This window comes from Vreelandella boliviensis LC1 (assembly GCF_000236035.1).
GTDB lineage: Bacteria > Pseudomonadota > Gammaproteobacteria > Pseudomonadales > Halomonadaceae > Vreelandella > Vreelandella boliviensis.
Genome location: NZ_JH393259.1, coordinates 155518 through 169324 on the forward strand (window position 1 = coordinate 155518; position 13807 = coordinate 169324).

11 protein-coding genes are annotated in these 13807 nt (G+C 53.5%); 8 read left to right on the plus strand and 3 right to left on the minus strand.

Translation table 11 applies throughout. The features are described 5' to 3' along the window. Nucleotides 1–2: 2 nt before the first annotated feature. The 3 genes from KUC_RS15220 to KUC_RS15230 all read right to left on the minus strand — a co-directional run bounded on the left by KUC_RS15220 (nt 3) and on the right by KUC_RS15230 (nt 2603). On the minus strand, nt 3–284 hold the full coding sequence (locus KUC_RS15220; protein ID WP_007114114.1) for a hypothetical protein: 282 nt from the start codon (nt 282–284) through the stop codon (nt 3–5). 114 nt (nt 285–398) lie between these two features. Then, nucleotides 399–1580 (minus strand): 1-acyl-sn-glycerol-3-phosphate acyltransferase, encoded by a 1182-nt coding sequence (locus KUC_RS15225; protein ID WP_007114115.1) that lies wholly within the window; start codon nt 1578–1580, stop codon nt 399–401. Nucleotides 1581–1673: 93 nt separating this feature from the next. Further along, entirely contained in the window at nt 1674–2603 is a 930-nt protein-coding gene (locus tag KUC_RS15230; RefSeq protein WP_007114116.1) for a recombination-associated protein RdgC, read from the minus strand. 141 nt (nt 2604–2744) lie between these two features. On the opposite strand from KUC_RS15230, the gene KUC_RS15235 reads away from it, so the two are divergent. The 8 genes from KUC_RS15235 to KUC_RS15270 all read left to right on the plus strand — a co-directional run bounded on the left by KUC_RS15235 (nt 2745) and on the right by KUC_RS15270 (nt 13806). Continuing rightward, nucleotides 2745–3194 (plus strand): acyl-CoA thioesterase, encoded by a 450-nt coding sequence (locus KUC_RS15235; RefSeq protein ID WP_040481377.1) that lies wholly within the window; start codon nt 2745–2747, stop codon nt 3192–3194. Nucleotides 3195–3346: 152 nt separating this feature from the next. Next, nucleotides 3347–6088: a DNA gyrase subunit A gene (gyrA, locus tag KUC_RS15240; protein WP_007114118.1), complete on the plus strand. Its 2742-nt coding sequence runs from the start codon at nt 3347–3349 to the stop codon at nt 6086–6088. After that, complete coding sequence (gene serC / locus KUC_RS15245; RefSeq protein WP_007114119.1) at nt 6072–7175, plus strand: 3-phosphoserine/phosphohydroxythreonine transaminase; 1104 nt, start codon at nt 6072–6074, stop codon at nt 7173–7175. Before gyrA ends, serC begins: the two co-directional genes overlap by 17 nt. Nucleotides 7176–7180: 5 nt before the next feature. Continuing rightward, nucleotides 7181–8272 carry a prephenate dehydratase gene (pheA, locus tag KUC_RS15250; protein ID WP_007114120.1) on the plus strand — a complete coding sequence of 364 codons (1092 nt, stop codon included), beginning with the start codon at nt 7181–7183 and terminating at the stop codon, nt 8270–8272. Between the two features lie 5 nt (nt 8273–8277). Further along, entirely contained in the window at nt 8278–10557 is a 2280-nt protein-coding gene (locus KUC_RS15255) for a bifunctional prephenate dehydrogenase/3-phosphoshikimate 1-carboxyvinyltransferase (protein ID WP_040481378.1), read from the plus strand. Continuing rightward, nucleotides 10550–11248: a (d)CMP kinase gene (cmk, locus tag KUC_RS15260; protein WP_007114122.1), complete on the plus strand. Its 699-nt coding sequence runs from the start codon at nt 10550–10552 to the stop codon at nt 11246–11248. Before KUC_RS15255 ends, cmk begins: the two co-directional genes overlap by 8 nt. Nucleotides 11249–11431: 183 nt before the next feature. Beyond that, nucleotides 11432–13111 carry a 30S ribosomal protein S1 gene (rpsA, locus tag KUC_RS15265; RefSeq protein ID WP_007114123.1) on the plus strand — a complete coding sequence of 560 codons (1680 nt, stop codon included), beginning with the start codon at nt 11432–11434 and terminating at the stop codon, nt 13109–13111. A 320-nt stretch (nt 13112–13431) separates the two neighbouring features. Beyond that, a complete protein-coding gene (locus tag KUC_RS15270) occupies nt 13432–13806 on the plus strand; it encodes a histone-like nucleoid-structuring protein, MvaT/MvaU family (RefSeq protein ID WP_007114124.1) in 375 nt (124 codons plus the stop codon). Nucleotide 13807 lies beyond the last annotated feature (1 nt).

Consider the following 13807-nt stretch of genomic DNA (forward strand, 5'->3'; position numbering starts at 1 on the left):
AGTTAATAAAGCGCTTGCTCTTCTTGAACTACTTCACGCAGCAGTTCTAAAAAGAGCTTATCAGCCTCAGAGTGCTCAGCAGGGTCTTCAGGTATGTGCACACTGGTGGTGTCGGAAATTTCGTTAGCAATCCGCGCCATAGTCGCTGGGCTATTGCCTTCGGTTAACTGCTGCCTGGCGATCACAAGGGATTGCTCAAGAATTTTTGGGTCTTGCAGCAATTTGCGAATAAAGTCACGCAGCTCATTGATGACACGTGTTTTCTGGATTTCTGAACCGGACATGGGAGTCTCCTTAGGATCGCGATTGACGACAGCGCCAAGCGAAACCAATCAATGCGTTGACCATAGCATTTTTCCCGCCAACGGGCATGAGTTGCCTGATATTAAAATGACAACTTAAAGCGTCAGGCGACCGGCCTTGTGTTTAACAGGGTTAGCGTACTGGGCAAGCCAATAAAGGCGCAAAGGCTCAGGTACTTCGGCAAGCCGAGCCTTAAAGCTTTCGCGGTCTTGTCGAGTGATGGCTTTGCGTGCCACCAGCTCCGGTGCTTCGCCCAACGCCTCTAAGGCCAAATAGTGGCTGGGGAATAAGCGATAGCCACCAATCACCTGGCGGTCAATCTCAGCCGCTACTTCATCGGGCGTGGCCATATCTGATCCTACTGGTGTGCCAAAATGCAGCCGCACGCGGCCTTTGGAGCCAGTAATGCCCGCCACAATAGAGCTAATATCTTCAAACTCACTTTTGGCGTAGCTACCTTGCGTATCGATATCGTGCAATTCCTGGGCCTTTTGCACGTCGCAGGGATCATATTCATAGCTAATCGATACTGGCACTAATTTCAATTCGGCAATCGCATCGCCAAACACCATGTCACGCTCAGAAGTGCGTCTGGCCATGGTCAACATTTTGATGATAGCGGGCTCAGTATGGTCGATGCCGTTCTTGGCACGGCCTTCGCGTTGGGCCATCCAAATAGAGTGCTGGTCTTCAGTAATGCTATGGCGAATATAGGCGGACAGCTGCTGATACGCCGTCAGCATGGCCCGCTTGCCCCGTGCGCTACGCGGCACGATGAAGCTTTTGTTAAGCCGCATCAGATCGGTGACATAGGGCTTTTTGAGCAGGTTGTCACCGATAGCGATACGCACCGTGTCGCGGTTTGCTTGATACAACGCATAGTTAACGAATGCGGGATCCAGTGAGATATCACGGTGATTGCCAATAAAGAGATAGGCGCCGTTGGGGTCGAGTTTGTCGAGGCCGGTGACTTCAAACGCATCCGTGGTGGTGCGAATCATGCGCTCCATGTAATGGGCAATGCGCATTTGAAACTCATAAACGGATGAAACGCCTTTGACCTCACGACGCACGGCACGACTTGCGAGCATGCGTGCCAAAGACGGCGCCCAGCGTGCCAAGCGCGGAAGCTTAAAGCGGGTCAGCGCATCCAGCAGCTCGTTGTCCCTTGAGAGCCTGGCAAGCACATCGGCCACTTCATGATCCATAAAGGGCCGGATATCGGCCCACGGGTCTGTCTCGGTAGAGGCGTTGGTAGCGTTATTGTGATGAGTCATGCGAACCGTTGGATAATAATGAGTAAGTATCGATTAATAGCATCGAGTCGAAAAGGCTATTTTAAGTGACTGTTTTGAATGTCTATAGAGTCCTTACTGCGCTGCGGGTTCCCGCTGGGTCTCGCCGCCGAGCCACTCAATCAAGCGCGGAATATCGGCGGATAGCGCCTGAGCCATTAAAATAAAGTCTGTTTCCAGGCGAGCGAGTGCATCGTCACCGTCATCAGCGTGATCGGCTTCTTCAATCAAGGCATCGCCAAAGCGCAACGATTTCAACGCCAGATCATCGTGTAGCACAAAGCTTAACCGGCCTTCCAGGCTAATGGCGAGTTTACTGGCTTGGCGGCCACTCTCAAGCAGCTGCTGAATTTCATCGCTGTCTAAATCGACCTGGCGAGCACGCAGCACACCGTCATCACCTTTGGCTTTGAGTTCAACCTGATCACCAAGCTGTAGGTCGGCTGGACGACTGGCCGCGTCACCCAGCCAGGTGGTCATGGCGCGAATTGGCAGCGTCTGTGAACTGAGCGGGGTAACTTTTAAGCTGCCCAGGGTTTCGCGAAGCAAATCCAGAATATCTTCGGCACGGGTGCGCGAGCTCGCATTAATGCCAATCATCTGGCCGCGAGTGTCCCACCACAGATCAATTTTCTGGCTGCGAACAAAGGCGCGAGGTAATAAATTCTCAGTGACCTGCTCTTTTAACGCGGTTTTTTCTTTACGGGTCACCTTGCGACCTTCGCTGGCCTCAATATCTGCCACCTGCTCATCGACTTCTTCTTTTACAATAGAGGCCGGTAGCAGGCGTTCTTGACGCAGCGCTGAAAGCAGCCGATGAGATTGAATTTCGTGAACGAGCTGCCCTCCGCCCAAACGTCCAGCGGGTGCAGTCCAGCCTAGGCGGCGTGCATCGGCGTTGCCGAGAGGTTTGGCGGCATGCTCTTGTAAAGCGCTAGCGAGCTCGTCGCTGGATAATTCGGGTGCGTCGTGCAGGCGGTATAAATGCAAGTGCTTAAACCACATGGGGCCAATCCTGTTCAAAAGGTGGCACATTATGGCGAAAGCGGGGCATTCCTACCAGCGGCTGCCGCCAATCGTCTCTGTTGCACGTGTTTCAAACTTGTGTTTGATTGGGTCGTTGCCAATCACTATAAAGGAGCCGATATGAGTACATCGCTGTCGCGAATTCAATTGCGCGTTCGAGGCTATCATCTGGATGGCTACGGGCATGTGAATAACGCTCGCTATCTTGAATTTATGGAAGAGGGGCGCTGGGATTTCTTTGATCAACATCCAGAGATGATCAAAGAGCTTCATCAAGCCGGGCGGGCATTCATCGTTGTCAATCTGAACATTGATTATCTGGCCGCTGCCCGCCAAGGGGATGATTTAGAAGTGATGACTGGGATCATCGACGTTGGTGAGCGCAGTGGCGTCTGCCACCACCGTATTGTTCGTAAAGACGGTGCGCGTAAGGATGGCACCGTCATCGCCCGTGCGGATTTAACCTTCGTACTCCTCGATATTCGCGCCAACAAGGCCGCTGCAATCGAGGGAGAGGTGCGTGAGACGTTGGTCACGTTAACCTTGCCGAAGGCGGCATTTAGTGCCTAAACGGCTTTGGTGAGCTCCCTGGCTGCCCTTGCTGCTTTTGCGGTGGTATGATGGAGGAGTATTTGCGCGCCGTTCTATTGTAATTTTGGAGCGGTGTTTACAAGCGCTTTCAACTCTCGCAGTGCCAATGCAGTGCAAAGGATCTGACTTTCATGGGTGACATCGCCAGAGAAATCTTGCCCGTCAATATTGAAGACGAGCTCAAACAGTCGTATCTCGACTATGCGATGAGTGTCATTATCGGTCGCGCGTTACCTGATGTGCGCGATGGCCTAAAACCGGTTCACCGACGTGTGCTGTTTGCCATGCATGAACTGGGTAATGACTGGAATAAACCGTACAAGAAGTCGGCGCGTGTCGTCGGCGATGTCATCGGTAAATACCATCCGCACGGCGATAGCGCGGTATACGACACCATCGTACGTATGGCTCAGCACTTTTCGATGCGTCATGTGCTGGTCGATGGCCAGGGTAACTTCGGTTCTATTGATGGGGATAACGCGGCTGCCATGCGTTATACCGAGGTGCGTATGTCGCGCCTCGCTCATGAGCTGCTCGCCGACCTGGAAAAAGATACCGTCGACTGGGTAGATAACTACGACGGTACCGAGCGTATCCCGGCTGTCTTACCTACCAAAACGCCCAATTTGCTGATCAACGGCTCATCGGGTATTGCGGTCGGTATGGCAACCAATATTCCACCGCACAATATGCGTGAAGTGATTGACGGCTGCTTAGCGTTAATCGACGACTACACGCTGACGGTGGATGACTTGATGGAGTATATCCCCGGTCCTGATTTCCCCACTGGCGCGATTATCAATGGTCGTGCGGGTATTTTGTCGGCTTATCGCACCGGCCGTGGGCGTATTTACGTGCGCGCCTGCCACACCATTGAGCACCACGACAAAACCGGTCGCGATCACATTATCATCACCGAGTTGCCCTACCAGGTGAATAAGGCGCGGTTGATCGAGAAAATCGCCGAGCTGGTGAAAGAGAAGAAGATCGAAGGCATCGCCGAACTGCGCGATGAGTCGGATAAAGATGGTCTGCGCGTGGTGATTGAAATCAAGCGAGGCGAGTCCGGCGAAGTAGTGGTCAATAACCTGTTTGCCCAAACGCAGCTGCAAAACGTGTTCGGGATTAACATGGTGGCGTTGGAAAATGGCCAGCCACGCACCCTCAATCTTAAAGAGATGCTGGAAGCCTTTATTCGCCACCGGCGCGAAGTGGTTACCCGGCGTACGTTGTATGAGCTGAAAAAAGCCCGTGAGCGTGGCCATTTGTTGGAAGGTTTGGCCGTCGCTATCTCGAATATCGACGAAGTAATCGAGCTGATTAAAGCCTCACCCAACGCGGCAGAAGCGCGAGAGAAACTGCTCGCCAAGACTTGGCAGCCCGGCCAGGTAACCGCCATGTTGGAGCGTGCTGGGGCAACGTCGTGCAAGCCCGAAGAGCTAGATGAGGGCTTTGGTTTAAACACTGGGGCCACCTCTTATCGCCTCTCGCCTGCCCAGGCGCAGGCGATTCTTGAGCTGCGTCTGCATCGTTTGACGGGCCTTGAGACTGAGAAGCTGCTCGATGAATACTTGTCTATTCTCGAGAAAATTGCCGAACTGACCGAGATTCTGGCCTCAGCCGATCGCTTGATGGAAGTCATCCGCGAAGAGCTACGCGCGGTGCGTGACCAGTTTGGTGATGACCGCCGTACTGAAATTCAGGCCAGCCACCTGGATCTTTCTATTGAAGATTTGATCGCTGAAGAAGACATGGTGGTGACCGTGTCGCGTTCAGGCTATGCCAAGACGCAGCCGCTGTCAGACTACCAGGCTCAGCGCCGTGGTGGACGCGGTAAGTCTGCTACCGCAATGAAAGATGAAGATGTGATTGAACACCTGCTGGTGGCCTCGACTCACGATACCGTGCTGCTGTTCTCTAATCGCGGCAAAGTGTACTGGCTGAAAGTCTACGAAATGCCCAATGCCAGCCGCGGCTCGCGGGGTAAACCGCTAGTGAATATGTTGCCGCTGGAGGAGGGTGAGGCGGTTAATGCCATCTTGCCGGTGCGCGACTACAATCCCGATAATTACATCTTCTTTGCCACGGCCAAAGGCACCGTCAAGCGGACGAGTCTTGAGCAGTTCTCGCGGCCGCGCAGCGTAGGTCTGATTGCGATTGATCTTGAAGAGGGTGACCGCTTAGTGGGCGCTGCCATTACCACCGGTAATGATCATGCCATGCTCCTGTCGTCTAATGGCAAGGCCATTCGCTTTGAAGAGGGCAATGCCCGCGCCATGGGTCGAACTGCCCGCGGCGTGCGTGGTATGCGTCTGGCAGGCGATGCGGAAGTGATCAGTCTGATTATTCCCAAGAGTCAGCAGATCGACGCCGAAGCGGATGCCGAAAGTGAAACGCAGGATTCCAACCAAGAAAGTGCCGTAGCCGAAACGGCTGATGGTCAGATCTACATTATGACTGCCAGTGAGAATGGTTATGGCAAGCGCACGCGTCTGGAAGAGTTCCCGCTGCGTGGTCGTGGTGGCCAAGGTGTTATCGCCATGCAAACTAGCGAGCGTAACGGTTCGCTAGTGGCGGCGATGCAGGTCTATGACAGCGATGAAATGATGCTGATCACCGACCGCGGCACGCTAGTTCGTACCCGTGTGGAAGAAGTATCTACCACCTCGCGTAATACCCAAGGTGTGATGCTGATTCGTTTGGGCAAAGAAGAGAAGCTGGTCAAGACGGTGCGCGTTGATGAGCCGGAAGAGAGCGACGAGCTAAGCGGTCTGGAAGGAGCTGGCTCTGAAGAAAGCAGCCTTGAAGACGCGCAGGCGAATGAATCATCCGATGACGCACAGGAAGCGGGGACTGATGACACGTCACTATAATTTCTGCGCAGGGCCAGCGGCCCTGCCAGTAACCGTACTGGAACGCGCCCGGGAAGAGCTACTGGACTACCAGGGGCGCGGCCTCTCTGTAATGGAAATGAGCCACCGTAGCGATGAATTTATCGCCATTGCAGAGCGTACTGAAGCTGATTTTCGTCAGCTTCTAGGCGTGCCAGACAATTATAAAGTGCTGTTTTTGCAGGGCGGTGCCAGCATGCAGTTTGCCATGTTGCCGATGAACCTGTTGGGGCAGGGTGGTAGCGGCAACTTTATTCAGACTGGCATCTGGGGCAAGAAAGCGCTGACTGAGGCCAGGCACCTTGGCTTTGATTGCCATGTGGCTGCCAGCAGTGAGCCCAACGGCCATACAGCGGTGCCCGCGCGTGATGCGCTTCAGGTAAGCGCTGATGCTGCCTACTTGCACTACACCTCTAACGAGACAATCGGTGGTCTGGAATTTGACTATACGCCCCATGTCCAACGTGCCGACGGTGCTGATGTACCGCTGGTCTGCGACATGTCGTCGAATATCCTCTCCGGGCCCATCGATGTTAGCGAGTTTGGGGTGATTTATGCCGGGGCGCAGAAAAATATTGGCCCCGCTGGGTTAACGCTGGTGGTCGTTCGTGACGACCTGTTAGGCAAAGCCCAGGCCAATATTCCTTCGTTGTTTGATTATCAAATGCTGGCGGAAGCCGGTTCGATGGTAAATACGCCCCCTACTTACGCTTGGTATTTAGCCGGGCTGGTATTTCAGTGGCTAAAAGACGATATCGGCGGATTGGCGGCGATGGACGCTATTAATCAGCGTAAAGCCGATAAACTTTACGCGGCGATTGATGCCAGCGAGATTTATAGCAATCCGATTGCTAAAGCCAATCGTTCGCGGATGAACGTGCCGTTTGTATTAGCCGATGCAGCGCTGGATAAGGCGTTCTTACAACAAGCCGATGCGGCGGGGCTGCTTAATTTAAAAGGCCACCGCAGCGTAGGCGGTATGCGCGCCAGCCTGTACAACGCGGTGCCTGAGTCTGCGGTAGATGCATTGATTGCATTTATGGTCGATTTTGAAAAAACAAGGGGCTAACCACCATGTCCGACACGTCGATCAATCTGGACGAGCTGCGCCAGCGAATCGATCAGCTCGATAGCGATATTCTGAATCTGATCAGCGAGCGTGCCAGCTGTGCCCAGCAGGTGGCTCACGTCAAGTTGGCCGAAGATAAAGATGCAGTGTTCTATCGCCCTGAGCGAGAGGCGCAGGTGCTGCGGCGCATTATGGCGTTGAATAAGGGGCCGCTCGATTCAGAAGAGATGGCGCGCCTGTTTCGCGAAATCATGTCGGCGTGTTTGGCGCTTGAGCAGCCAGTTAAAGTGGCCTACTTAGGCCCAGAAGGCACTTTTACTCAGCAGGCGGCACTCAAGCACTTTGGTGAAAGCGCCGTGAGTTTGCCTATGGCAGCTATTGACGAGGTATTTCGTGAAGTAGAGGCGGGCGCCGTGCATTACGGCGTCGTACCGGTGGAAAACTCCACCGAAGGGGTGGTCAATCACACCCTGGACACCTTTATGGATTCGTCGATTAAAATTTGTGGTGAAGTAGTGCTGCGTATTCACCACCATTTATTGGTCAGTGAAACGACGCGTCGCGATAAAGTCTCGCGGATCTACTCGCACCCGCAGTCGTTTGCCCAGTGCCGTAAATGGCTGGATGCTCACTATCCCCATGCGGAGCGCGTGCCGGTTTCTTCTAATGCTGAAGCGGCCAAATTAGTCAAAACAGAGTGGCATAGTGCAGCGATTGCGGGTGACATGGCGGCCAAGCTTTATGGGCTTGAGCATATCGCCGAAAAAATTGAAGACAGCCCCGATAACTCCACGCGGTTTTTGATTATTGGCAACCAGGATGTGCCCATGGCGGGAGAGGATAAAACCTCTATTGTGGTTGCCATGCGCAACCAGCCGGGGACGCTGCATGCCTTGCTGGAGCCGTTTCATCGCCATCAAATTGATTTAACGCGCCTTGAAACGCGTCCTTCGCGCACTGGTGTGTGGAACTACGTCTTTTTTATTGATTTTAAAGGCCATCGTGATGAGCCCAACGTTGCGGCAGTGCTTGAAGAGGTGCAGCTGCGGGCGGCTGAGCTGCGTGTGCTGGGTTCCTACCCCATAGGCGTGCTGTGACGTTAATGGTCGAAGACAGCGTTAAAACATCAGGCTGTCATGAATCGCGCCTATTGATTGTTGGCTTGGGATTGATTGGTGGTTCGCTAGCGGCTGCACTGCGCGCTTCAGGATTCAATGGGCAGATTGTTGCCTGTGATCCTGATGAACAGGAGATCGCTCGCGGTATCGAGATGGGGTTGATCGATTCGGGCGGTACTCATCTAGCTGAGCAAGTCAATGACGCCTCTATGGTGGTGCTGGCGGTGCCGGTGCTGGCTATGGAGAGCGTTATGGCAGGCTTGGCCGACGTGCTACCTAGGGCGTCAGCTGACGTGGTCATCACCGATGTGGGTAGTACCAAGGCGACTATCCGTGCCTGCGCGATGCGGGTATTTGGCCAAGTGCCTACTAATATGGTGTTGGGGCATCCCATTGCCGGTTCAGAAAAAAGTGGGGTAGCAGCGGCGAATCCGAATCTCTATGTAGACCACAAGGTGATTTTGACGCCTGAGCCGAACGTCGATAGTGATGCTTTGCAGCGGGTGCGCAGCCTTTGGAGTGCTTGCGGCGCCGAGGTGCTGGAAATGGACGTTGAACGCCATGACCAAGTGCTGGCGCGCACCAGCCATTTGCCTCACTTGCTGGCTTTTTCACTGGTGGATACGCTGGCGCGTCAGGATGAGCGGCTGGATATCTTTCGCTACGCCGCTGGTGGCTTTCGCGACTTCACCCGCATTGCGGGTAGCGACCCGGTGATGTGGCGAGATATTTTTATTGCCAATAAGCAGGCCGTTTTAGCCTCCCTGGATGATTTTGAAGCGGGGCTCTCTCGCTTGCGTCACGCGGTAGAAACCGGTGACAGCGATGCGCTGATTGCCACCTTTGATCGGGCAAGCCACGCCCGGCACTATTTCGACTCTTTATTGAACAAAACCAGCTATCAGGCGGAATATCATATGCAACCACAAGGTAAGGTCACCTACCGTGTGCAGCCAGGCGGCCAAGCTCAGGGTCGCGTGCGCGTACCTGGCGATAAATCCATGTCGCACCGCTCTATTATGCTGGGCGCGCTGGCGGAAGGCGTCACTGAAGTAAAAGGCTTTCTGGAAGGTGAAGACAGTCTGGCAACCCTGCAGGCGTTTCGTGAAATGGGCGTGGCGATTGAAGGGCCGCATCAGGGTAAGGTCACTATTCACGGTGTGGGTTTGCATGGCTTAAAAGCGCCCGCTGGTCCGCTCTATGTGGGCAATTCGGGCACCGCTATGCGGCTTTTTTCAGGCCTACTCGCAGGTCAGGCGTTTGATAGTGAGCTAACCGGCGACGAGTCACTGACTAAGCGCCCCATGGGGCGCGTGGCTGATCCGCTGCGGTTAATGGGGGCCAGCATTGATACTGCAGAGGGCGGACGCCCGCCGCTTAAAATCAGCGGTGGCGCCAAACTTAAAGGCATTGTTTACGATATGCCTATGGCCAGTGCCCAGGTGAAATCCTGCCTGCTGTTGGCGGGGCTGTACGCGGAGGGCGAAACGCGGGTGCGCGAACCTGCGCCGACCCGTGACCATACCGAGCGCATGCTCAATGGTTTTGGCTATGTGGTTTCTCGTGATGGCGATACCTGTTGGCTACAGGGTGGCGGTAAACTAACAGCGGGCCCGATTGACGTACCTTCTGACATCTCTTCTGCAACGTTCTTTTTAGTCGCCGCAGCGATTACCCCAGGAGCTGATATTACCCTTGAGCATGTGGGTATTAATCCCACGCGAATTGGTGTGATCAATATTCTTACCCTAATGGGCGCGGATTTAACGCTTGAGAACGAGCGCGAAGTGGGTGGCGAACCAGTGGCCGATATTCGTATTCGTTACGCGCCGCTGAAAGGAATTGATATCCCCGAAGATCAAGTGCCGTTAGCAATCGATGAGTTCCCCGCACTGTTTATTGCCGCCGCTAACGCTGAAGGCGTGACCCGCCTTAGAGGCGCTGAAGAGCTACGCGTTAAAGAGTCTGACCGCATCCAGGCGATGGCAGATGGCTTGGCTGTATTAGGTGTGCAGCACACCGTTGTCGAAGACGGCATTGATATTGTTGGCAATGGCGATGCGCAAAAAGCGAGCTACGGCGGTGGGCGTGTCGATAGCCTGGGCGATCATCGTATTGCCATGGCGTTTGCGATTTCATCGCTACGTGCGAGCGCAGAAATTGAGATTGAAGACTGCGCCAATGTGGCGACCTCTTTCCCTGATTTTGTCGCATTAGCCACGCGCATCGGCATGAGCGTTAGCGTGGAGGGTGCGCATGAATGATCGGGTTGCCGCTGTTCCTGTTCTCACCATTGATGGCCCCGGCGGCGCCGGTAAAGGCACTATCAGTGGTTTGGTGGCAGAACGCCTCGGTTGGCATCTGCTGGATAGCGGCGCGCTTTATCGGCTGACGGCTCAAGCAGCGGTTAAGCACAACGTGGCCGTTGACGATGAGGTGGGCCTGGCACGCTTAGCAGAGCAGCTAGATGTGGCGTTTCCAGTTGAAGAGGGTCAGCCACGTACGTTGCTTGAAGGTGAGGATGTTGGCCAAGTGATTCGTACCGAACAGGCCGGCGAGCGAGCTTCCCAAGTGGCGGCGCTGCCTGCGGTGCGCCAAGCCCTGCTTCAGCGGCAGCGTGATTTTTGTCAGGCTCCGGGCTTGGTGGCGGATGGCCGTGATATGGGCACCGTGGTGTTTCCCGACGCCCCGCTGAAGATTTTTTTAACCGCCAGTGCCGATGAACGGGCCCGTCGACGCTATCTGCAGTTGCAGGAAGCCGGGGTGGATGCTAGTCTTTCGAGTCTTTTAAAGGAGATTCAGGCACGCGATGCACGCGACACGCAGCGCAGTGTGGCTCCTCTCAAGCCGGCAGATGATGCCATTACGCTTGATACCACGCGCCTGAGCATACCGGAAGTGGTTGATCGACTGACCGAACTGCTCGCCCAAAGAGGGCTGGTAAGCGGCGTGTGATTCTCCCTTGCGGCGCTTTTGGATAGGTGTCACGACGTGGCAGGGCACTATACTCACATCGGTGAGCCCGGTCAGGTCTAACCAGCGTTAACACCCCCAAAGGCTGAGTGACATTAGGCCCGCACTTGCTGGTGGTGCGGAGAAGGCATTTATGCCTCAACAACGTAATTACGTAGGAACACCATGAGCGAAAGCTTTGCTGAGCTGTTTGAACAGTCTCTTAACGACATCAACATGGAGCCAGGCGCTATTGTCGCGGCCCAGGTTGTCGACATTGACGGTGACTGGGTTACTGTCAACGCTGGTCTGAAATCTGAAGGTCAGATCCCTGCGTCACAATTCCGCGATGAACACGGCAATCTGAACATCGCTATCGGTGACGACGTGCATGTTGCACTTGAAGCCGTTGAAGATGGTTTCGGTGAGACGCGTCTGTCCCGTGAAAAAGCCAAGCGTGCAGAAGCTTGGAAGATTCTGGAAGCAGCCTTCGAGAAAGACGAAATCATTAAGGGCGTTATTAACGGTAAGGTTAAAGGCGGCTTCACAGTTGAAGTTGACTCTATCCGTGCCTTCTTGCCGGGCTCGTTGGTTGACGTTCGTCCTGTTCGCGACACTGCGCACCTGGAAAACAAAGAGCTGGACTTTAAAGTCATCAAGCTCGATCCGAAGCGCAACAATGTTGTGGTATCACGTCGTGCGGTTCTGGAAGCAGAAAACAGTGCCGAGCGTGAAGCGCTGTTGGCAACGCTGCAAGAAGGTCAGCAGATTAAAGGTATCGTTAAGAACCTGACAGACTACGGCGCTTTCGTAGACCTGGGTGGTGTTGACGGCCTGCTGCACATTACAGACATGGCGTGGAAGCGTATTAAGCATCCATCCGAAATCGTTGCCGTTGGCGACGAAATCAACGTCAAGGTTCTTAAGTTTGACCGTGAGCGTAACCGCGTTTCACTGGGTCTGAAGCAGTTGGGCGAAGATCCGTGGGTCAACATTAAAGAGCGTTATCCGGAAGGCATGAAAGTACACGCAGTCGTCACTAACCTGACTGACTACGGTTGCTTTGCCGAACTGGAAGAGGGTGTTGAAGGTCTGGTTCACGTCTCTGAAATGGACTGGACTAACAAGAACATCCATCCGTCTAAAGTCGTGCAAGTGGGCGATGATGTTGACGTCATGGTGTTGGATATCGACGAAGAGCGTCGTCGTATTTCTCTGGGTATCAAGCAGTGTACTGCTAATCCGTGGGAAACTTTCAACACTGACTACAACAAGGGCGACCGTGTTTCAGGTACCATCAAGTCAATTACTGACTTTGGTATCTTTATCGGCCTCGAAGGTGGTATTGACGGTCTGGTTCACTTGTCTGATATTTCTTGGACTGATACTGGCGAAGAGGCCGTACGCAGCTTTAAGAAAGGCGACGAAGCTGAAGCCGTTATCCTGTCTATTGATCCAGAGCGTGAGCGCATCTCTCTGGGTATCAAGCAGATGGATTCCGACCCCGTTGCTGAGTACCTGTCAGTCAACGATAAGGGCAGCATCGTAACGGGTCGCGTCATTGAAGTTGATGCTAAAGAAGCTCAAGTTGAATTGGCAACTGACGTTATTGCTTTGCTGAAAGCCTCTGAAATCAGTGCTGACCGCGTAGAAGACGCGCGCAATGTCCTGAATGAAGGCGACAGTGTAGAAGCTCGTATTGTTAGTGTTGATCGCAAGAGTCGCCAGATTAATCTGTCGGTTAAAGCGAAAGACCAGGACGATACGCGTCAGAATCTGAAGAAGATACGTGAGCAAGAGCCGGAAACAGCAGGTGGTCCGACCACCATCGGTGATTTGATCAAGCAGCAGATGGGCCAAGACTAATTAACGATTAGTTATTGGTTCGTAAAAGCGCCGCCCTTATGGGCGGCGCTTTTGTTTTAAATGGCTGAACGGTAGTAATAGTTGAGCACAGAGCCGTAATGAATTATTAGGGTTAGAACACTTTAAGCAGTACTTGTGTTTTAAAAAACGATTAGTAATTGAGTGAAAATCAACTAGACTGTTGTCAGTTAGCCTTTTTACAGGAATAATGTCCTGGCATTCTGAAGCCACCTTTCTGAACTAGTGGGTGCCAAGGTTGTCAATTTGCACCTAAGCCAGTTGGATCACGTTCAGTTGGATACGATATTAAAGGAACCCCAATGTCATTACTTAACGAATATATCCAAAAAGAACAGCAGCTAAAACAGCTTCAAGAAGATCTGCAGCGCTTAGAAGGCGATCAGCGTCTCAAAAGCGAGTTGGAATTTAAGGCCAAACTTGAAGCGCTAATGACTGAGTTCGGTAAGCGTCCTGTCGATGTCATTGCCTTATTAGATCCTGCCACCGACCAGCGTAGTACTAAAACTACGGCGAGTGGCAATGCCCGCCGTAAGCGTCGCCTTAAGATTTACAAAAACCCCAAAACAGGGGAAGTAATCGAAACTCGCGGTGGCAACCATAAAGGTCTGCGTAGCTGGAAAGACCAGTATGGTGATGAAACTGTCGAGTCTTGGTTGGAGCGCATGGAAGACTAAG